The sequence below is a fragment of the Natronorubrum daqingense genome (assembly GCF_001971705.1).
GTDB lineage: Archaea > Halobacteriota > Halobacteria > Halobacteriales > Natrialbaceae > Natronorubrum > Natronorubrum daqingense.
In genome coordinates, this window is sequence record NZ_CP019327.1 from 1674414 (window position 1) to 1694503 (window position 20090).

The 20090-nt window shown below is 62.0% G+C and carries 17 protein-coding genes; 5 read left to right on the forward strand and 12 right to left on the reverse strand.

What is annotated here, in order from left to right; all coding sequences use genetic code 11:
* Position 1: 1 nt before the first annotated feature.
* Positions 2–2446 (reverse strand): BGTF surface domain-containing protein, encoded by a 2445-nt coding sequence (locus tag BB347_RS08205; RefSeq protein ID WP_083687727.1) that lies wholly within the window; start codon positions 2444–2446, stop codon positions 2–4.
* 587 nt (positions 2447–3033) lie between these two features.
* Here BB347_RS08205 and BB347_RS08210 point away from each other — a divergent pair.
* On the forward strand, positions 3034–4149 hold the full coding sequence (locus BB347_RS08210) for a hypothetical protein (protein ID WP_139326992.1): 1116 nt from the start codon (positions 3034–3036) through the stop codon (positions 4147–4149).
* A gap of 216 nt (positions 4150–4365) precedes the next feature.
* Here BB347_RS08210 and BB347_RS08215 read toward each other — a convergent pair whose 3' ends face one another.
* From BB347_RS08215 to BB347_RS08235, 5 genes are all read right to left on the reverse strand, one after another.
* A complete protein-coding gene (locus BB347_RS08215) occupies positions 4366–5160 on the reverse strand; it encodes a VOC family protein (protein WP_076580430.1) in 795 nt (264 codons plus the stop codon).
* A 99-nt stretch (positions 5161–5259) separates the two neighbouring features.
* Complete coding sequence (locus BB347_RS08220) at positions 5260–6021, reverse strand: hypothetical protein (protein WP_076580432.1); 762 nt, start codon at positions 6019–6021, stop codon at positions 5260–5262.
* Positions 6022–6137: 116 nt separating this feature from the next.
* Positions 6138–7838: a Na+/H+ antiporter NhaC family protein gene (locus BB347_RS08225; RefSeq protein ID WP_076580434.1), complete on the reverse strand. Its 1701-nt coding sequence runs from the start codon at positions 7836–7838 to the stop codon at positions 6138–6140.
* A 194-nt stretch (positions 7839–8032) separates the two neighbouring features.
* Positions 8033–9142 (reverse strand): OBG GTPase family GTP-binding protein, encoded by a 1110-nt coding sequence (locus BB347_RS08230; protein WP_076580436.1) that lies wholly within the window; start codon positions 9140–9142, stop codon positions 8033–8035.
* A gap of 82 nt (positions 9143–9224) precedes the next feature.
* Positions 9225–9467, reverse strand: a complete 243-nt coding sequence (locus BB347_RS08235; RefSeq protein WP_076580438.1) for a PRC-barrel domain-containing protein — start codon at positions 9465–9467, stop codon at positions 9225–9227.
* A gap of 242 nt (positions 9468–9709) precedes the next feature.
* On the opposite strand from BB347_RS08235, the gene BB347_RS08240 reads away from it, so the two are divergent.
* Positions 9710–9913 carry a VNG_1110C family protein gene (locus tag BB347_RS08240; RefSeq protein ID WP_076580440.1) on the forward strand — a complete coding sequence of 68 codons (204 nt, stop codon included), beginning with the start codon at positions 9710–9712 and terminating at the stop codon, positions 9911–9913.
* A 12-nt stretch (positions 9914–9925) separates the two neighbouring features.
* On the opposite strand, the gene BB347_RS08245 is transcribed toward BB347_RS08240, so the two are convergent.
* Entirely contained in the window at positions 9926–11224 is a 1299-nt protein-coding gene (locus BB347_RS08245; protein ID WP_076580442.1) for a tRNA(Ile)(2)-agmatinylcytidine synthase, read from the reverse strand.
* 277 nt (positions 11225–11501) lie between these two features.
* Between BB347_RS08245 and BB347_RS08250 the strand changes: the two genes are divergently transcribed.
* Positions 11502–12473 (forward strand): transcriptional regulator, encoded by a 972-nt coding sequence (locus tag BB347_RS08250; RefSeq protein ID WP_076580444.1) that lies wholly within the window; start codon positions 11502–11504, stop codon positions 12471–12473.
* A 118-nt stretch (positions 12474–12591) separates the two neighbouring features.
* Here the strand turns inward: BB347_RS08250 and BB347_RS08255 are convergent, their stop codons facing one another.
* Positions 12592–12837, reverse strand: a complete 246-nt coding sequence (locus BB347_RS08255; protein ID WP_076580446.1) for a glutaredoxin family protein — start codon at positions 12835–12837, stop codon at positions 12592–12594.
* 97 nt (positions 12838–12934) lie between these two features.
* Positions 12935–14377, reverse strand: coding sequence for an NCS2 family permease (locus BB347_RS08260; RefSeq protein WP_076580448.1), 1443 nt, complete (start codon positions 14375–14377; stop codon positions 12935–12937).
* 288 nt (positions 14378–14665) lie between these two features.
* On the opposite strand from BB347_RS08260, the gene BB347_RS08265 reads away from it, so the two are divergent.
* Entirely contained in the window at positions 14666–16018 is a 1353-nt protein-coding gene (locus tag BB347_RS08265; protein ID WP_076580450.1) for a glycerate kinase type-2 family protein, read from the forward strand.
* A 66-nt stretch (positions 16019–16084) separates the two neighbouring features.
* Positions 16085–16747, forward strand: coding sequence for a potassium channel family protein (locus BB347_RS08270; protein ID WP_076580452.1), 663 nt, complete (start codon positions 16085–16087; stop codon positions 16745–16747).
* Positions 16748–16994: 247 nt separating this feature from the next.
* On the opposite strand, the gene BB347_RS08275 is transcribed toward BB347_RS08270, so the two are convergent.
* The 3 genes from BB347_RS08275 to BB347_RS08285 form a co-directional block, all read right to left on the reverse strand.
* Complete coding sequence (locus tag BB347_RS08275; RefSeq protein WP_076581675.1) at positions 16995–18083, reverse strand: DNA methyltransferase; 1089 nt, start codon at positions 18081–18083, stop codon at positions 16995–16997.
* A gap of 89 nt (positions 18084–18172) precedes the next feature.
* On the reverse strand, positions 18173–18448 hold the full coding sequence (locus BB347_RS08280) for a DUF7513 family protein (protein WP_076580454.1): 276 nt from the start codon (positions 18446–18448) through the stop codon (positions 18173–18175).
* On the reverse strand, positions 18445–20019 hold the full coding sequence (locus tag BB347_RS08285; RefSeq protein WP_076580456.1) for a Na+/H+ antiporter NhaC family protein: 1575 nt from the start codon (positions 20017–20019) through the stop codon (positions 18445–18447). Before BB347_RS08285 ends, BB347_RS08280 begins: the two co-directional genes overlap by 4 nt.
* Positions 20020–20090: the final 71 nt, after the last annotated feature.

Genomic DNA, 20090 nt, shown 5'->3' on the forward strand with positions numbered 1-20090 from the left:
GTTAGTTCTGCTGTCGGAGTGCCAGCATGGCGGCTCCGAGCAGGGCGACAACAGCGACGGCAACGCCGAAGCCGGGCGTGTCGTCGTCGCCGTCGTCGTCAGCTTCGCCGTCGTCGTCAGCTTCGCCGTCGTCGACGCCGTCGTCGGAGTCGTCACCATCGTCTTCTTCGGCGACGGTCACGGTGCCGTCGTACTCATCGCTGAAGTCGTCGTTCTCAGCGGTGATCGTGAAGTCGTGGTCACCTTCGCCGAGGTCCTCACCGTCTGCGGTGGTGAGCGTCTCGGTCAGCTCGTCGTCACCGTCAACGGTGATTTCCTCGTCAGCGACTTCGCCGTCGAAGTCGAGTTCGAGGGTGAGCTCGAGTTCATCGTCTTCGTAGTTCGAGACGATTGCGTCGATGTCGGTCTCTTCGTCAACGTCGATGTTTGCGTCGTAGTCAGCGTCGACGGAGATTCCTTCTTCGTCAGAGTCGTCAGCTTCACCGAGGACGAGGTCCTCGAGTTCAGCGTCGTCTGCGTCGCCTTCTGCGTCGTAGGCGAACAGGTCGAATTCAACACCCTCTTCCTCATCTGCGAGGTCGAATGTGGTGGTGAATTCACCGTTTTCGTCAACGGTTGCGTCGCTGCGGTCAACGAAGCCACCTTCGTCGGAGTCAGCTTCAGTGTCAACCTCCGAGTGTGGTGCAAAGTTTGCGACACCGGATGCTTCAGCGTCCTCGTCAGCTGGGAGTTCATCGATGTCGTCCCACTCGAGGGTGCGCTCGTCGAAGCTCAGGTCGATTTCTTCGTCGTAGTCTTCGTCGTCATCTTCATCGAAGTAGTTGGAGTCTTCGATAGAGATGTTAACTTCGTGATCTGCGTCGAAGTCAAAGTCCTCACTGGTGCTGCTGTTTTCAAGGTCGTCAAGGTCTTCAACTTCGAGGATCAGATCTCCATCGTAGTTGTCGCTGTCGGTAATAGCGTTCAGATCGAGTTCGTCTTCAGAACTGAACTCGAGATCGTCACCGACTGCACCACCAGCTTCCTGGGTGATGTTTACGTCAACGGCACCTTCGAGCACATCGTATGCACCGTTTGCACCGAGATCTTCAACCGTCACGAAGAGCTGGTCTTCCTCAGCGATCTCGTCGCTTTCGGTCGCGTACTCTTCGTAGTCGTCGAGGTCATCAACAGCATCGACTGGTGCGGTGGATGTCGAGACGTCGTCAAATCCACTGAACTCGTCAACAGGGAGCGTGTCCCGGTCGAAGTCGTTCTCTAGGGTGAGGTTGTCCGTCCGATCGTATTCGGGCTCGTCACCAACCGTTAGATCCCAGTTGTTTGCTGGGAGTGGGTTGTCGTCCAGAGCACTGTCGTCAACTTCTACCCACTCGATTTCAGCATCGTCTTCATCTTCTTCTGCAATGTCCCATGCACCGTCACCACTATCGTCGCCGTTTCCTGCAAGGTGCGTGTTGTAGGTGAGGGTTAGCTCATCAGTGTCAACGTTCTCCAGTGAAATGGCGGCTTCGTAGTTGTCATCTTCGTCACCAACAACTACGACACCCTCATCAACATCTTCTGCATCGAGTGTGATATTGGCAACGTCGCCAGTCTCAACTTCGTCAACGTCGGTGAAGGCAAATTCACCTTCTTCACCTTCTTCAACTTCGATAGTTGCGTTGTCCTCGGCAGTCGTGTCAGTCACGTTGGCCGTGAACTCGTACTCGCCGGTATCGATGTCAGTGAAGTTTGCTGCGAAGTCATCACGGTTCTCGAGGACAATCTCATCTTCGTCGTCATCGACATAAACAACGTCTTCGTCAATGTCAATGTCTCTGTCCTCGTAGTCCTCTAGATCTTCTTCTTCGGTGAAGATGTTCCAGAGATCCTCGTAATCGAGGCCGTCAGCACTCACTGCGGTAGTGATGTCGGATCGCTCGGAGTCAATTTCGAGGTCAGTCAGTGCGCTACCGCCAGCGTCACCAACAGTCTCGTCATCGAATTCGGCATCAAGGTCGTGGGTGCTGATGTCGAACTCCACGTCAAGGTCATCAGCGTCTGAGCTGGTGACGTTGTATGAACTACCATCGAGGGTGTCGGTGTCAACCTCAATGTATTCATCTTCAGGATCGATCTCACTAAACTCATCTGCAAGGTCCTCGCTTGCCTCGTCTACATTAAGGTCACGGACCCAATCACCGTCTTCATCCTCTAGCTCAACGGTATCATCATCTTCAAATTCATTGCCATCGTGATCATCAACGATGAGCCCAGTTTCACCTTGGAAAAGACGATCTTCATCTTCCAAGATGGTAGTACCATCATTTACTTCGCTTTCGTCGCCGTAGTTCCCTGCTGCCGCTGCCCCCGCAAACGCTGCGGACATGGCAACAACGGAAACTACCATAATCGCGGCAAGGAACAGTGCGCGTCCCTTTTCGCGATATGTGGTTTCGTTTGTCATTTATGTTGTGTTTGTGTTTGTGTTGATTGTTGGTTTGCGCGCGATTCACCAGGAGTGCGAGTATGTGTGCAGTACAACGATTGTACTGACTCGCACCGGGTAGGGGTAAGAGAAACTATAAAGCATCCCGTAATAAGTTTTCTGGATACTTCATCCAGCTATTTATTCAGCAAAAGTTGAATAACCGGCGGTGGAGGAAACCGATAGAATTGCCACTCAAAGTGTCGATTTCGGCATCCACCACAACCTGAACGTCTCGAGAAAGACATACTATTCCATAAAAGTCTCTGGAAAGAAACTGTTTGTGATCGGTGAGGTCCATCCCAAATTCGCTTAGGAACTCCCTCGAGTACGTGCCACCTACAGCAACCGACCGAACCCGTTGGCTGACCCTACTCGAGCACCACTGGACTGCGACAGCTCACCAGTGAAACTCGAGACCTACCATCTCCCCATTCATTCAATCAAAATATAGAATCCGTATTTCGTGAACGTCGTCGTTGGCGCTGCTACCGACTCGAAAGCCCCAAATCCCCGCCTCAGCACTCCGGAACTAATTTGAAGAGTGCTTGTCAATACAGCACTCGATGACAGTCGACAGGCGAACGATGTTGAAGGCGGCGGGAACGGCAGCGGTCCTCTCGACGACGGGACTCGCTGGCTGTCTGGGTGGAAACGGCGACGATGACGACAGTGGCTCTGAGTCCGACGCGCTCCCCGCGTACGAGTCGTGGATAGTCATGGACGACGAACGCGCAACCTTCGCGTACATCGACTGGGCTGGCCTCGAGGAACTCGAGGACGACGCCGACGATGACGAGGCGGATCCGACGGACCCCGAGGAAGACGACGCGTCCGACGAATACGAGGACGAAGATCCGATGATTGCCGTCCCGATGGCGGGCATGCTCGCGGTCGCGATGGGCGCGTCGTTCGGAACCGCTGGCACCGGATTGGATACCGTGATCGACATGGAAGGTGACGCCCTGGCAGCCGACGACGCCGAGACCACGCTCGAGGAACTCCTCCTCGTCAACGACGCGTACGTGTTCACGGGTGACGTCGACGTCGAGGAGGTCGAAACGGCACTCCTCGAGGAACACGACGACCCGCTGATGGACGCGGCCACGTTCGAGCAGACCGACGAGCACGGCGAGTTCACCGTCTACGAATCGGAACCGGAAGACGACGCGGAGTCCACGGCGACGAGCGACGCCGTCGCCGTCAGTGCCGAGGCGATCGTCCTCGCACCCGGCGGCGAGACCGACGACGGCATCGACAGCCTCACCCCCGTTCTCGAGGGCGTCGAGGGCGACGGTGAGCGCGCGACCGACGCAGAAGCGGACATCGAGTGGCTCCTCGAGACGGCGGGCGAGGGGCAGATCGTCTTCGGCGGCTACGGCGAGGACGAAGACGACGAGACGACGGCCCCCGACGAGGAAGAACTCGAGGAACCGAACGCGGCAGGTGACGAGGAATTCGACGGAGCCACCGGCATCGTCGCCTCGCTCTCGCTCGAGGAAGACGAGAGTGCGGACGGAAACCTCGCAGCGACCTTCGACTCGATCGACGACGAGACGGAGTCCGAACTCGAAGCCGACGTCGGCTCCTCGGCTGACGACGTCACGCTCGAGATCGATAGGGACGCCGGACGGGTGTCGGCCTCGGCGACGTGGGACGCCGACAACGACGCCCTCGAGTAACGCCGACCGGCCGCTCGAGTTCGAGTCCGTCGGCGAGTCTGTGTCGACGGCGAACAGCCACGAAACGCACGGGTATCGCACGCCCAAAACGAGAACGGCGAGTCAGTCTCGAAATCTCGCCCGAGCAGCCCGATCTCGTGCCCGTCGGCTGCCACCGCTTTCTTCACTCTCGCCGCGTCCGCGGCGCTCGCCCGAAAAATCTGGACCAAAAAACGCTCAGAACGGGAACAGCGAGTCGGCCTCCGGATCTCGCTCGAGCAGTTCGATCTCGTGGCCGTCCGGATCTTTCGTGAACGCGTACATGTTGTCGTTGCTCTCTGGGTCTCGGTAGTCGGGGGCCTCCCGAACCTGCAGTTGCTCCCAGTCCTCCTCGAGGTCGTCCACGCGCACGCAGAGGTGTCCCCAACCGTTTTCCTGGGTGTAACTCCGTCCGTCGTAGTTGTAGGTCAACTCGACCGACATCGCCGCCGGGGCGGCGTCGCTCGGTTCGACGAAGTAGTTCGCGAACGTGTCCGACTCCCAGCGCTTGACCTCGTCGTACTCGAACTTCCGCGTCCAGAAGCCAAGCGCCTCGTCGGCGTCCTCGACGCGAATCATGGTGTGGTCGAGCGACCAGAGCGCACCCTCGTCGGGGTCGCGCTTGACGATCTCGATCTCGTGACCGTCCGGGTCCTTGATGAACGCGTAGCGACCGTCACAGCTCTCCGGATCGCGGTAGTCCTCGACGCCCTGGTCCATCAGTTGCTCGTAGTGCTCCTCGAGTTCGCCGTCGGGAACGCGAACGGCGATGTGGCCCCACGCGTCGCCGATCTCGATATCCTCGCCCTCGTTGTGCGTGAGTTCGAGCAACGCGCCGTCCTCGTGCATCTCCTCTGGTCCGAGGTAGACGATGGTGAAGCCGTCGCCCTCGAAGCGATCTTTCTCCTCGTAGGCGAGGTGGGTCTGGTACCACTCGAGCGATTCCTCGAGATCCGAGACGCGGATCATCGTGTGGTCGACAGTGCCGTCCATACGCGACACAACGGGCAGAGACTCAAAAAACGTGGCGAAGCCGGTGGTTTGCTCGCCTCCCGTGCCCCATCGACGACGCCGCGACCACACCGAAACCGATCAGTCCTCGGCGTCCGACCCGGTGTAAGCGACCTCGACCCGTCGCGAGAGTCCGATCAGTAAGAACAGTCCGACTCCCGCGGGGACGAAGGGAAGCAACGCGTCGATTACCGGCGTCACGAGGACCGAACGGCTGCTCGAGCCACTCTCGTAGACGCGATAGTAACTCCCGTCGTCGGTTTCGATCGGCGTCTCGGGAACGTCGATCTCCTCGTCGGTCTCGAGGTGCCCCTCGTTCGCGACCGTCGCGGCCTCCGAAGACACCGCCGAACTGTCGACCGCGACGTCTGCGAGCGCGGCGTCCGTCGAGGCGGGCTCGAGGCCGATATCGATTCGGTACCCGCCGTCGTCGGACGGTGCGGACTCGTTGGCCGCGTGGGTCGTCTCGTAGAGCGTTTCGTCGAGGAGGACGTACCCGTAGCGATCCCAATCGGAGAGTGTCTCCGCGTCAGAATCCGGATCGGACGACGTGTACTCGGTGGTCACGGTCTCGTTCTCGAGTTGGCCCTCGAGCGTGCACGTTCGGATCTCCCAGGGGTCGGCACAACCGATTTCGTCGCTGACCGGAACGGTGGACGGCATGCCGCCGTCGACGTACTCGATGGACGTCTCGGTCGAGACGACCTCGGCGCGATCGTACTGATAGGACGTGGTCGGCGGAATGTACGAGGCACCCCAGAGCGGGACCGCCAGGAGCGCGAGTGCGAGAAGTGCGAGCGCCAGATCACGACGGAACGGCGTCAACGAGGGAAGCCCCTGCATCGTGAAACCGTTTCGACACGTCGGTCATAAGCGTTGGTACTTCGGAATATCGCCCCCAGAATCAACTCCGCGAGTCGAAGACCCCCGTCAGTGCCCCCAAATCGAGCCGGGGTACGTTACTCCTCAGGGTCCGTCCCAGCGTCCGATCGACTACTCGAGTCGCCGTTCTCGAGCCGAGAGTCGACCGAGGACGCCTTCGGCTCGACGCCTCGGCGACGAGCGTCGAACTCCGAGAGGCCGTAGACGAGGCCGACCAGCGCGAGTGCGCCCAGCGGCACGAAGACGACCGGCGGGACGCTCAGGTAGCCATAGAGCAGGTAACAGCCCACGACGACGAGCATGACCGTTCCCGCATAGTACAACTGCGTGCGCACGTGGTCGATCAGGTCGGCCCCGGTAAACGTCGACGACAGCACCGAGGTGTCGGAGATCGGCGAGGTGTGATCGCCGAAGATCGCCCCGGAGAACACCGCGCCGACGATGACGGGCATCATGTCGAACGAGCCGGTGAGTTCGTAGGTCACCTGAATCGCGATGGGCGTCACGATCCCCATCGTCGCCCACGAGGATCCCATGGTGAACGCGACGAAGGCGGCGACGAACAAGACGGCGATCGGCAAGAGCTCGAGCGGAATCGCCTCGCCGACGAAACCGGCGACGAACTCGCCCGTCTCGAGGACCTCGGCGACCTCAGTGATCGTCCACGCGAGGACGAGGATCGTCACGGCGGTGATCATCAACCGGAAGCCGTCGAGGACGGTATCGACGCCGTCGCCGAGATCGAAGAGGTCGTAGGCCACGCCGATGGCGATTGCCGTGGCGACCATCGCGAACGAGCCCCAGACGAGTGCCCCAGCGAAGTCGCCGGCCCCGACGATGTCGACGAGCACCTGCAGCGTTCCGTCCTCGGCGACGGCAGCGTCGAGCGCCGTCGGCGCACCCTCTTCGGCCTGCTCCCCGACCCACTCGTCGTACCCCGTCCAAAACGCGCCGGCCAACGTGACGGTGATGAGAACGACCACGGGGGCGAAGAACGTCCGCAGCATCGGTCGCTTCTCGATCGGCTGGCCCAGGTCCTTCTCGACTTCCTGGAGCGGCTGGGCGTCCTCGCGGTTGACCTTCCCGGTCTGCCAGGCCCGGTGTTCGGCGTCGAGCATCTCGCCGAAGTCCCGGCCCGTGTAGACGATGATGCCGACCATCATGATCGCGAGCAGCGCGTACGTGTTGTAGGGAATCGACCAGACGAACGTCTCGAACGCTGTCGGTGCCTCGCCGTCCGCGCCGAGGTCCTCGTACGCGCCCGCGATCAACGAGAGTTGGAACGCGACCCAACTCGAGAGCCCGATCGTCGCGACGGGGGCGGCCGTCGAGTCGACGATGTAGGAGAGTTTCTCGCGAGAGATGCGCATCTGATCCGAGATTTCGCGCATCGTCGAGCCGACGATTGCCGTGTTGGCGTAGTCGTCGAAGAACATGAGCATCCCGAGCACCCACGTCGTCAGCCCGACGTTTCGCTGGGTCTCGAGGCGACTCGTCGCCCAGTTCCTGACCGCGAGAGCCCCGCCGAGTCGCCAGATCAACGCGACGCCGGAGCCGAGCAAGATCGTAAACAACAGGATCTGGACGTGAAAGCCTTCGTCGTAGATGATCGCGGTGGTGATCCACTCGAACGTCTGTCCGAGTCCGAGACTCTCCGTGTAAATGATCGCCCCCGACCAGATGCCCAAAAATAACGAGAGCATCGGTCGCCGCGTCACGATCGCGAGCGCGATCGCGAGCAACGGCGGGACGATCGAAAGCGCTCCAAAGTCAGACATGGCTATTCACTCGTCGAACGAGCTGATAATGGTGTTGATAGTACAATTCGAGGGTGAAAATACCAAAATTTGAAACGAGAGGGCAGTACGCGACGCTTCGAGAAGTTCGGCTGCGATCGGCCCAACGGCGAGAATCCGATTTCACTCGAGACCGACCGGTTCGGAGTCACTCCGCCTCGAAACCCGGATTACGCCTACCGCCGCAAAATGAGCTTCAACACGTCTTCGTCCTCGAGCACGTGTTGGTCGCCGACTTGCTGTTCGTCGTGGGTCGCGCTCGGCCCCGACACGCGGGCGAACCGGAATCGCTCTTTCATCTCGCCACCGAGTTTGTCGACGGCGTCCTCGATGGTCGACCCGCGCTCTAACATGAGCGGTTCCTCGTAGTCGACGCCACGGCCCGGCTTGTCCATGTAGACCCGGATGAGGTCCAAGTTATCCCAGAGGTCATCCTTGAGCGACTCGAGCCCTCGCTCCGCCTCGGCGCTGATGAAGGTGACCTCCTCCGGGTCGAGCCCGCGCTCGCGGAGTTGCTCGTCGACGGTTTCCTTGTAGTCGGGTTCGATCAGGTCGACCTTGTTGACGCAGGTGATCGAGGGGATGTACTCGCGATTTTCCATCAGCCCGTCGATCAACCGGTCGATGTCGACCTTCTCGCCGAGGTTCACGTCGGCGTTGACGTAGCCGTGTTCGCGCAACACGTCCGAAATCGTCTCCTCGTCGAGATCCTGATCCGCGCTCGAGGTGATCTTGATCCCGTCTTTGATCTTCGGCCGGACCGTCACCCGCGGCGGGTCCTGATCGACACGGATGTTGATGTTGTACAGTTCCTCCTGGAGTCGCTCGTACTGTTCGATCTCGAACACCGAGAGGACGAAGAGGATGAGGTCCGCGTTTCGCACGACCGAGAGGACCTGTTTGCCGTCACCCTTGCCCGTCGCCGCACCCTGAATCAATCCGGGGACGTCGAGCAGTTGCATGTTCGCCCCGCGGTGTTTGCACATCCCGGGGTTGACGTCCAGGGTCGTGAACTCGTATGAGCCGGTCTCGCTGTCGGCGTTGGTCAGCGAGTTCAACAACGAGGACTTCCCGACGCTCGGGAATCCGACCAGCGCGACGGTCGCGTCGCCCGTCTTTTCGACGTCGTAGCCGGTGCCCCCACCGGCGGACGACTGGTTCTGCAGCTTCTCTTTTTTCTCCGCGAGTTTCGACTTCAGCCGGCCGATGTGGGCCTCGGTCGACTTGTTGTAGGGCGTATTGGCGATTTCCTCTTCGATGTCCTCGATTTCCTCCTCGAGCCCCATTTGTCTGTACTCTACCGTCCGTGCCGAAAAACACTTTCGACCCCTTCGCGAGCGGGCGACAACCCGACCCCGGTCGAACCCACTACTGAACGATGATCGTGTCTTTGACGACCTTGATCCGGTCGATCGGAATCAAGAGCCGTCCCTCGCCGTTGGTCTCGAAATCGATCGATCGCGATTTGATCTTCTCGGCTGGCGTGACGACGAGGTCGTGTAGCGTGCCGGATTTCGGACTCAGCGTGATGTTGTGGACGGTTCCGAACTCGATGCCGTCGACGCCGACGACTGATTTCGTCGTCAGCGATTTCGCGAGCACTTCGGCCATACGTCTCGCGACCACTACGTCGCTATTAATCGCCGGTGATCGTTCGTCACTAATCGATCGTCCCTCGATCGTTGCAGGAACGAAAACCGTGACTATGAGCGACTTAGTCGGCCCATCACCGGCACGCAGCGCGAACGGCAATCGACGCGGAGGACGAGACGTGAGCGACTCGTTTCTTCCGTCGGAGCGCCGTGAAAACGTAATACGACACCCATAAATCGGATGCGCGGCTTCGAGTACGTATGTCGAACGCGGCGCAGCTGCGCGACAGCACGCAACTCGTGCTCACGCGATCGATCGTCGACGCCCTCGAGCCCTCGTTGGACGAGGCGTTTACCGTGACGATCGTTCCCGAGGGCGACGACTACTACCGAGTCATCGGCAGCCCGGTCGAAATCAACGACGCGAGCGACTACCTCGCCCGGCGCGGAATCGCCCTCGAGTAATTCGGTCGAAAATCACCGCTCACACCGCGTCGGCGCGTCGAACCCCCCGCGAACCAGCGGCTTCGCGATGTGGCGACGCGCGCACGGCGGCACCTCGTACCATTCTTCTTCGAGATCACGATCCAATTCCCGTTCGACTTTGCCCTCGGCACTCGTCCCACAGTCGCGACAGCGATAGCCCTGATCCCGCCCGGCGCTTTTCATCGTCCGCTCGCAGGCGGGACACGTCGGCGTGGTTCGCTCCGTCCGCACGAGGTCGCGGACGGCGAACTTCTCGAGTTTGAGTGTCCCGTCCGCGACCTCGCCGCAGACGGTGAGTCGATCACCCGTACGAAGCGCGCGAATGCGGTCGCGAAAGCGCTTCGTCGGCTCGAACGCGGCGCACTCGAGGCGTGACTCGCCCGCCGGCACGCTCTCGAAGGTGAAAAAGACGTGGCCGCCGCGGCGGGTTTCAGGCTCGCTCGCGACCCGGCCGTCGAGCCGGTAGGCGCGGCCGTCCGACGCACGCTCGATTGTTCCGTTCCGCAGGTGAGCGTCCGTTCCCTGATTCGTCACGAAGAGGCGACTCGAGGCGACGGGTTCGCCCTCGATTCGGTTCGCAACCTCCTGGACGGCGTCCGGATCGTCGCCCCGAATCCCGTGAAGGATCGGACCGGGAGTGTGGGGGACGCACACCGTTTCGTCCTCGCCGCGGTCGACCGTGTCCCAGACGTCGGGATAGCCCCGCGCCGCCGCGTCGAAGACGCTCTCGTGGTCGATCGCACGCGGGTCGCCCCAGCGACTCGAGTCGCGATAGGAGATGTACTCGTAGGTCCACTCAGAGCGTGCCTGCCAGCTTCCGATAGCGGCCAGCGCACCGATTCGTCCGCGTCCGTTCCCCGCCGACCACGAGCGATAGTCGTGACTGTCGATCAGGGCCGTCGCGTCGGCGATTGAGAGGTGCTCGCGGATCGCTCGCTTGGCGAACGCGCTCACGTCTGTCGGGACGGTTTCGGGCTCGTCTCCGGTGACCACGAGTCCGGGATTCGTCCGCTCGTCGGCCGTCTCCGCGAGCGACTCGAGTCGGTCTCGTGCGATAGCGAACGCGCGGTCGGGGTCGACGTCCGCGTGGATGGCGAGTGCGGCGTTCCCCCTCGTCTTGTACGGAACGGCGGGGTTGAGTCTGACGAGACAGACGCGTGAGACCGGATCTGAAGGGGAACTGTCGCTCGCCGGGTCGCAAGCCAACCGCTCCGCGATCTGGGCGGCGACGTACGTCGTGCACATGCCGCGCTCTCTCGAGTCGGTATCGTCGAGGCCGACGACGGTCATCGGGAGAGCGTTAGGACGGAGCCGAGTAACCGCTTTCGGAGCGACCTCGAGTGCCGACCGTCGTTCCAACGATCAGCCCCTCTCGAGTGCCTACCATCGACCCGACGATCAGGCCCCCTCGAGCACCCGCCGTCGTCAAAAATATCGCAGTCGCAGCGTGGTTACCGCTGGTAAAGAGGAGTGTTACATAAGGCTACTCCCGTCTCCGATCGAACCGCGACACGGCGGGCAGGCATCGGGGAAAACGTCTTATACGAGGAATCGCTTATATCCCTCTATGTCCCGCTCGGCACTGGTCGGCAACGTGACCGCGATGCTCGAGGACGCGGGGTTCGTGGTCAGTGACCGGTGTGCGATCCGGCCGAAGAGTTTCGATATCGCCGCCCGCCGCGGCGACGATCTGATCTTGGTCAAGATCCTCGGCAATATCGACGCGTTCAACGAGGCCACGGGCCACGAGATGCGTCGTCTCGGCACTTACCTCGAGGCGACGCCGCTGGTCATCGGCCTGCGCAGTCGCGACGAGGATCTCAAACCCGACGTGACGTACTTCCGTCACGGCGTCCCGGTCTTGAGCCCCGATACGGCGTACAACCTGTTCATCGAGGACGTGCCGCCGCTGATCTACGCCGCACCCGGCGGCCTCTACGTCAACATCGACGGCGACTTGCTCGCCGACGAGCGCGAAGACAGGGAGTGGAGTCTCGGGCAACTCGCCAGCGAACTCGGCGTCTCCCGTCGCACCGTCTCGAAGTACGAAGACGGCATGAACGCCTCCGTCGAGGTGGCGATGGCACTTCAGGAACTGTTCGAGACACCCCTGACGAGCCCGGTCGACGTTCTCGAAGGCGCAGACGACGTTCACGAGACGGAGACGACGCCGGACGATCCGGACGCCGACCCGGACGACGAACAGGTCGTCGCCGTCCTGACGAAAGCCGGCTACAGCGTCCACCCGACGCTTCGATCACCGTTTAAAGCCGTCAGTCGTGACGAAGACGACGGCGACAACGACGTCGTGCTCACCGGCCACTCGAAGTTCACGAAGGCAGCGAAGAAACGCGCTCGGATCATGAGTTCGATCGGTCGCGTCACCCACACGCGGTCGGTGTACGTCGTCGAACGAGCGAAACAGGAGTCCGTCGACGGCACCGCACTGGTCGAACGCGAGGAACTCGCGGAACTCGGCGACGTCGCCGAACTCCAGAAGGTCATCCGCGAGCGTGCCGAACACGAAGAAGCGGCCTGAATCGACGACGGTACCCGACGGTCCGTATTCTACTCGCCGTCGTTACGTTCGTCTTTCATTTACCTCCCACTCAGCGATTGGATCGCGCAGAACGACGAAACCGATGGGTCGTCGAAACTCAGGCGTACGTCTCTTCTAAGTACTCGACGATGTCGTCGCTCTCGTGCATCCCCTCGACGCCGTTGGCCTCGTCGGTGATGACTGGAACGCCGGTCTGACCGCTCAGACGCTCAACTTCGGTTCGGTCTTCGTGGGACCGAGGAACCTCGATGACGTCGTACTCGAGTTCGAGTTCGTCGAGTTTGCTTCGCACTTTCGCACAGAACGGGCAACCGGGGAGTTCGTACATCGTAATGTCTGCCATACGTGTGTGTAGCGGCCACAGACTCAAGAGAACACTGGTTTCTGAAGTGTGGTGGCGACAGTGAACGCGAAAAACGAGAAATCGGAGTGTCTGCGGGTTAGAACGCGACTTCGCCGGCTTCGACGGCGAAGTAGACGACGAAGTAGACGATGAACGAGATGGCGAGTGCCCACTGACCGAGCGAGACCTCGCGGCGTTCGCCCATCGCGGCTTTGATCAGCGGGTAGCTGATGATCCCCGCGGCGAGGCCGTTCGCGATCGACATCGTCAGCGGCATGATCGTGATGGTCAGCCCGCCCGAAATCGCCCACGCGGGGTGGTTCCAGTCGATGTCGACGACGCCCTGGAGCATGATGATACCCACGACGACGAGCGCGACGTACGTCGCGTAGCCGGGGATGAGCTCGAGCAACGGAACGAAGAGCAAGGAGACGGCGAAGAGGCCACCGACGACGAGCGCGGTGAATCCGGTTCGGCCGCCCTCTTCGATCCCGGTCGAGGACTCGATGTACGTGGTCACGGTCGAAGTCCCGATCATCGAACCGACGGTCGTCCCGACTGCGTCGGCCATCAGCGGTTTCTCCATTTCGGGGAGGTCGCCGTCTTCGTCGAGGAAGCCCCCGACCTGCGAGACGCCGATCAGGGTGCCCGCGGTGTCGAAGAAGTCGACGAAGAAGAACGTGAAGACGACGAGTAAGAAGACGAGTGGATCCTCGGCGACCATGCCGAAGCCGTCGAAAAAGCCGCTGATCAGCGGCGTGATGTCGTAGTGCGTGCCGCCGATGACCGACGCGAGTCCGTCGTTCGTCACGTCGTCGTACGCCCCCTCGGGGGTGAGCACGTCGGGGGTGACGAGGCCGGCGATGGTCAACAGCCAGCCGCTGACTGCGGTCGCCAGGATGCCGAGTACGATCCCGCCCGTGATGCCCCGAGCGTAGAGCATGAACGTGACGACGAGGCCGACGATTCCGAGCGTGGCAGCCGGACTCGTGAAGAGATTCGCTAACTCGACGATATCTCCGTCTTCAGGCCCCGGAACGACGATTCCCATCTGTTCCAGTCCGATGAAGAGTAAGAAGACACCGATACCAGCCCCCACGGCATATTTGACGGGTTCGGGGAACAACTGGATGATGTACTTTCGCGCCCCGACCGCGGTGAGCGCGATGAAGACGATTCCCTCGACGAACACCGCGACGAGCGCGAGTTCCCACGGCACGCCGAGACCGAGAACCACGGTGAACGCGAAGAAGGCGTTCAATCCCATTCCCGAGGCGAGTGCGAACGGTCGATTGGCGTACAGCGACATGACGAGGATCGCCGCGATGCCCGATATAATGGTGGAAACGGCGATCATCTGCATCACGGCCTCCTCCGAGTAGCCGTCAATGACGATCGCGTCGCTCAGGATCACCGGGTTGACCAGAATAATGTACGCCATCGCCAGGAACGTCGTCACGCCGGCGAGCGTTTCCGTTCGATAGTCAGTCTCGTGTTCGTCGAATCCGAAGTAGTCCGCGAGTGTATCGGAAGCCCCCATTTTGGACGATCGAGCATAACAACAGCGGTTAGTTAAAACTTCCCGTCCGAGTTCGTCGTAATAGTAACCACGTTCTTGCATAACACCTGCCCACTCGAGCGTTCCTCACCTCGGACAAATGTGAGGAAACCCGCGCAACATCCCGTGTGTGGCCCTCGAATTTTACACGGACCGACGCGAATGGTTGACTATGAACGGCAGAACGTCCGTAGATGCCTCGAGGACGGCGAGTGTCGATCCCAGATACTCGACGGTTCGAGCGGCACCGGTATCGAGTGGTGAGCGGGCGTGATCGACAACCGGACGCAGTTAGCCACGAGCGACGCACGGGAGACGGCGCTCGAGTGTCTCGAAGCCGGCCTCGCGGCGGGCCATCCCGAGCGCGTGATCCGGGACGCGGTCTCGCTCGAGGGGGACGCGCTCCGCGTGGAGGACGCGACGTACGACCTCGCGGTCTACGAGAAAATCGTGGTTCTCGGCGGCGGAAACGCGGCGGCACACGTCGCGAGCGCGCTCGAGGTCGTCCTCGGCGACCGAATCGACGGGGGCGTCGTCGTCACCGACGATCCGGCCGAGACGAGTCGCGTCAGGGTGCTCGAGGGCGATCACCCGGTGCCGAGCGAACGCGGCGTCGAGCACACGCGGGAACTCCTCGCTGCGGCGGACGCCTGCGGGGACCGAACGCTCGTCCTCGCGGCGATTACCGGCGGCGGGAGTTCGCTCATGGCGGCCCCCGCGGACGGCATCTCGCTCGAGGCCCTCGAGCGGACGACGACGGCCTTACTCGAGAGCGGAGCCGACATCCACGAGATCAACGCCGTCAGAAAGCACCTCTCGGCGCTCAAAGGCGGCCAGTTGGCGCGGCGGATCGAACCGGCGACGGCCGTCTCGCTGGTTTGCAGCGACGTCGTCGGCAACGATCTGAGCGTCGTGGCGAGTGGGCCCCTCGCGCCCGACGAGTCGACGTACGCCGACGCACTCGCCGTCCTCGAGCGATACGACCTCGACGTTCCTCGGTCCGTCGCGGACCGACTCGAGGCCGGCGAATCCGGCGTCCACCCCGAAACGCCCGGCCCCGAAGCGTCGTCGTTCGACGCCGTTTCGACGCACGTCGTCGCCGACGGGATGACCGTACTCGAGGCTGCTCGGGACGCGGCGACGAAGCGAGGGTACGAAACGCTCGTGCTCTCTTCGCGCATCCGCGGGGAGGCTCGAGCGGCGGCGACCGCACACGTCGCGATCGCCGAAGAAGCCCGCGCCATGGGGACGCCGGTGTCGACCCCGGCGGTGATCCTCTCGGGCGGCGAAACGACCGTGACGGTCGAGGGTGACGGTCGCGGCGGGCCGAACCAGGAGTTCGCGACGAGTGCGGGGATCGAACTCGCGGCCGTCGCTGCGGGCGACTCTTCCGGCGGTGACGACACCACCGCCGTTGCCGCGATCGATACGGATGGCGTCGACGGCACGAGCGCTGCGGCGGGGGCGCTCGTCGACGCGACGACCGTCGAGGATCGAACGCTCGCGCGGGAGGCACTCGAGGCCAACGACGTCGCGCCGTATCTCGAAGCGCGCAAGGCGGCGATCCAGACGGGACCGACCGGGACGAACCTCAACGACCTCCGAATCGTCGTCCTCGAGTGACCGAGCCTCGCGTCGACGAACGAATCGAGGGAACGTATTTCACTCCGGAGCACGTCTCTTCGTACCATGATGTTCGTTATCGTAGGGTACGGCCGCGTCGGCTCGAGAACGGTCCGGATCTTAGACGACGAGGGTCACGAGGTCGTCGTCGTCGACGACGACGCTGACCGGTGTGACCGAGCCGAATCCGACGGGTTCGAAACGGTGCGGGGGAGCGGCGCTGACGAGGAAGTCTTGCTCGACGCTGGAATCGATAGGGCCGACGCCATTGGCGCGTTCACCCCCGACCTCAACGTCAACTTCGCCGCCTGCATGGTCGGCGAGCACCACGGCTGTCGAACGGTCTTGCGGATCGACGAGGACTACCGAGAGGACATCTACGAGAAGTACGCCGCGGACGTCGACGAGATCATCTATCCCGAGCGACTCGGGGCCGCCGGTGCCAAGACGGCCATGCTGGGGGGCGATTTCAACGTCGTCGCCGACCTCGCCGCGAACTTGCAACTCACCGTCCTCGAGGTTTCGAGCGATTCGCCGGCGATCGGGAAACGAATCAGCGAAGTCGAGTTGCCCGCGGACGCGCGGATCTACGCCCACGGGCGCGAACGCGATTCGCTGACGATTCCGCTGCCGGGCATCGAACTCGAGGCCGGCGACGAGGTCGCGATTATCACGGAAACCGAGCGCTCGGACGATGTTCGGGCGGCGTTGCAGACGGCGAGTTCCTGAGGCGAAACCGGGTCGCGAACGGTCACACGCAACGAGAACCGGCTTGGAAGGCCGTCGTCGCGAAAGGGTCGATCGACTCGTCTCGAGTACCCGACGGACGAAAGCGAGGGGGGGAGAGGAATGCTGGCGCGCGGATGGAGTGGAGTGGATTGGGGAGCGATTCCGCCAGTGCGCGCCAGTTGTACCAAACGTCGTGAGAGTCAATAAAACCGCGTCAGACGCTTGAACGACGCTGGTCAGACCCAACTCACGCGGGGTCCTCGGGTCGGAAGACGAGGACGTTCTGGTGGACCATCGACGGCACGAACGAGAACGGGTAGCCGTAGACGTGGAGGTCTTTCGTCGGGTCGTACCAGATTAGGTTCGCGACGAGCGAGAGCGGCGCCGTCGATTCGATCGCTCGAGCGAGGTCGGCCGACAGAAATTCGTAGGAGCGCTCGCGGTACATGTCGCCGATGAAGACGACGACGTGGCCGTCCGGAGCGAGCGCCTCGCTGAACCGATCGAACTTTTCGGCCATGTCGGCCAGCCAGTCGGCTTTCGACGGCGTCGCGGCTACGTCGGCGTCCCCCGCGTCCGTTTCAGTGGCGGCCTCGCTCCCCGCATCGCTGTCGGCCGTTCCGTCCGATCCGTCGTTCGCGTCGAACGACCCGAGTTTGCTCTCCCGGGTCGCCCGTTCGTTGCGCGTCTGCTCGAGTTCGTCCATGTGCCAATAGGGAACGTCGGTCAACAGGAGGTCCACCGAGTCTGCGGGCACGTCCGCGATCAACTCGGCGCAGTCGCCGTGGCGGACGTCCTGTTCGGCCAGCGGCGGTTCGCCGCGAGCGAGTCGCTCCTCGTTCTCGCGCTCGAGGGTTTCCTCGTAGACCTCGATCCAGCGCTCGGTTCGTTCGAATCCGATGGCCTCGCGGAGCCCCGAGTGTTCGTGCTCGCAGAAACTCGCGCCGAGTAAGGTGCCGCCGACACCCGCGAAGGGGTCGAGGACGGTGTCTCCGGCCTTGCTAAACCGACCGATTAGGTCCGCACAGAGTCTGGGCGGCTTCTGCCCGCCGTGTTCGCTTCGCAGGTCGTGTTGGACGTCCGGCGGATAGCTCTCCGCGATCACCGACTTCGTCGCGAACTTCCACTCCTTGCCGGTGAGGTCGTTGACCCGATTTCGTTCGTCGTAGATCCCCCGTCCTTCGACGTAACGTTGGTGATCCGCCAGTTCGTCGGTGTCGATCACCTCGCCGTCTTCGACCGGAAGCGACTCGTCTCGAGCCCGGTCGGCGTCGAATTCGCCGTCGTCGTCGGTTACCAACCGACTCTGTCGGTGTCGGTCCCCGTCGTCTGTCATACCCTCGGGTGTGTCTTCCGGTCGCATAAAGGCGTGGCTCTCGGCGCTCGTCTCGACGCACGTACCGATAGAACCCGAACGGAGAAGGCCTACTGGGAGTAGGAACTCTCGCCGACGACCTCGAGGAACTCGCCTCGACCGGTCGCGTTCGTTTCGTCGAACTCGGTGATTCGGACCCGAACGCGTTTTTCGACCGTTTCCGGACCGGCGTCCTCGACGATCAGGTGCGTGTCACCGATGTAGGCGTGGCCGTTTCCGTCGCTGTTCGATTCGGCGACGAAGACGTCGATCTCGTCGTTCACGTCGAACGACGGCGTGGTGCTCCGGAACGTCCAGCCTTTGAGGTACTTACTGAAGAGACTCATAGTCGTGCCACCTCCTCGCTTTCGCGGTCAGTCACGTACTCGCGCCCGAACCCGGTGATCGCCGCGAGGACGAACACCGCCACCAGCAACCAGCCCTGGAAGACGAACGGTACGACGTCGATGGGCGTCACGAGCATGCCCGACTCGAGCCAGTCGTGAGCTTCGGGTAAGTCCTGCATCGCCGTGTAGCCCGCGAGGACACCTCCGGACCACGGGAAGATGTACCCGAGTGCGGCGGTCTGGCCGTCCAGAATGTTCGCCCGGCGGTAGCCGTTCAGATTGAACCGTTCGCCGATCTTCGAGATGTACGGCCCGATCGCGACTTCGGCGGCCGTGTTGATGGTGATCACGCCGTTGATCAGCGCCGCGGAACCGACCATCGTCAGTTCGGCGTTGCGAACGTTCGTCGCGAGATTCTCGATCGACCACTCGAGGATCGCGTCGAACGCGCCGCCGCGGATCATGATCTGTGCCGCGGCAATGATCAACAGGACGAGAATCGCGAGTTCGAAGAAGCCTGCCGCGCCGTTGATCAGGCTCCCGCCGACGCTGACGGCATCGGGATCTTCGACGATCGTCAGGATTGGAAGGAACTCGAGCGGTTCGGCGACCGGCGCGTCCGACGGTGCGTTGAACACGACGATGTCGCCGAGCGTCATCAATCCGAGTGCGAGGTTCGCGACGATCGCCGTCACGATCCCCCACGAAATTGCTTCGACGATGTGGCGGCCTGCGACGGCCGTCCCGATAACGACGCCCATCGAGAGCAAGTGGACGAGTCCGATCGGATTGCTCTCCTCGGCGAGCATCGCCTGCCCGTCGACGCCGATGTCGAGCGGAGAGGACATCATCGAGCCGGCGACGAGGTAGCCGGCGAACGCGAAGGTCGCAGCGATAATCACGTACTTGAATCGAGAGGCAACCACGCCCCCGATATCGGAGTCCTGCGTGACGGCGCTGACGATCGTCGTGTCGCTGACGGGTGCGAGATTGTCGCCGAAGATCGCCCCGGAGAGAATCGCGCCGAACATGAGAACGGGGTTTGCCCCGAGCAAGATCCCTGCCGGGAAGAAGAGGACGACGAACGCGACTGCCGCCCCGTAGCCGGTTCCGATTCCCGTCGTGAACAGTGCGGCGAGAACGAACGTGACGGCGGGGAACAGTGTCGCGCCGATACCCGCGGCGTCGGCGAGCCAGACCAACCCGTCGACGAAACCACCGTCTTGCAGCAATTCGGCGAACATGCCGGCCCAGATCCAGGCGACGATCGCCGTCACCGCGACGGGTTGGGTCATCCCCTCGAAGATCGTGTTCGCGTACGTCGCCCAGTTGCCACGAACGAAGAACATCCCGAGAATTAGGCCAATCAAAATCCCGACGATCAATCCACCTTCGTCGGAGACGCGCCACAGAGCGGTCTGAACGATCGCCCAGATAATGAAGAACACGATCGGCAGTGCGCTCATCCCACGACCGCCGTAAAACGTTATTCGTGGGTCATCGTCGTCACCTCCCTGAACGAATGATTCAGTTGGATCCCCATCCGTTGAATTATCGTTGGCTTCACTCATCGTAATTGCACGAACTGTATAATAAACTCGTGACTGATAAGTCTTACCGAGGAGACGGACTCTCAGTGTCA

Excerpts from the sequence above, each read along its gene's own strand:
- BB347_RS08205 (WP_083687727.1), bottom strand. The coding sequence starts at position 2,446 with ATGACAAACGAAACCACATATCGCGAAAAGGGACGCGCACTGTTCCTT.
- BB347_RS08210 (WP_139326992.1), top strand. The coding sequence starts at position 3,034 with ATGACAGTCGACAGGCGAACGATGTTGAAGGCGGCGGGAACGGCAGCG.
- BB347_RS08215 (WP_076580430.1), bottom strand. The coding sequence starts at position 5,160 with ATGGACGGCACTGTCGACCACACGATGATCCGCGTCTCGGATCTCGAG.
- BB347_RS08220 (WP_076580432.1), bottom strand. The coding sequence starts at position 6,021 with ATGCAGGGGCTTCCCTCGTTGACGCCGTTCCGTCGTGATCTGGCGCTC.
- BB347_RS08225 (WP_076580434.1), bottom strand. The coding sequence starts at position 7,838 with ATGTCTGACTTTGGAGCGCTTTCGATCGTCCCGCCGTTGCTCGCGATC.
- BB347_RS08230 (WP_076580436.1), bottom strand. The coding sequence starts at position 9,142 with ATGGGGCTCGAGGAGGAAATCGAGGACATCGAAGAGGAAATCGCCAAT.
- BB347_RS08235 (WP_076580438.1), bottom strand. The coding sequence starts at position 9,467 with ATGGCCGAAGTGCTCGCGAAATCGCTGACGACGAAATCAGTCGTCGGC.
- BB347_RS08240 (WP_076580440.1), top strand. The coding sequence starts at position 9,710 with ATGTCGAACGCGGCGCAGCTGCGCGACAGCACGCAACTCGTGCTCACG.
- BB347_RS08245 (WP_076580442.1), bottom strand. The coding sequence starts at position 11,224 with ATGACCGTCGTCGGCCTCGACGATACCGACTCGAGAGAGCGCGGCATG.
- BB347_RS08250 (WP_076580444.1), top strand. The coding sequence starts at position 11,502 with ATGTCCCGCTCGGCACTGGTCGGCAACGTGACCGCGATGCTCGAGGAC.
- BB347_RS08255 (WP_076580446.1), bottom strand. The coding sequence starts at position 12,837 with ATGGCAGACATTACGATGTACGAACTCCCCGGTTGCCCGTTCTGTGCG.
- BB347_RS08260 (WP_076580448.1), bottom strand. The coding sequence starts at position 14,377 with ATGGGGGCTTCCGATACACTCGCGGACTACTTCGGATTCGACGAACAC.
- BB347_RS08270 (WP_076580452.1), top strand. The coding sequence starts at position 16,085 with ATGATGTTCGTTATCGTAGGGTACGGCCGCGTCGGCTCGAGAACGGTC.
- BB347_RS08275 (WP_076581675.1), bottom strand. The coding sequence starts at position 18,083 with ATGACAGACGACGGGGACCGACACCGACAGAGTCGGTTGGTAACCGAC.
- BB347_RS08280 (WP_076580454.1), bottom strand. The coding sequence starts at position 18,448 with ATGAGTCTCTTCAGTAAGTACCTCAAAGGCTGGACGTTCCGGAGCACC.
- BB347_RS08285 (WP_076580456.1), bottom strand. The coding sequence starts at position 20,019 with ATGAGTGAAGCCAACGATAATTCAACGGATGGGGATCCAACTGAATCA.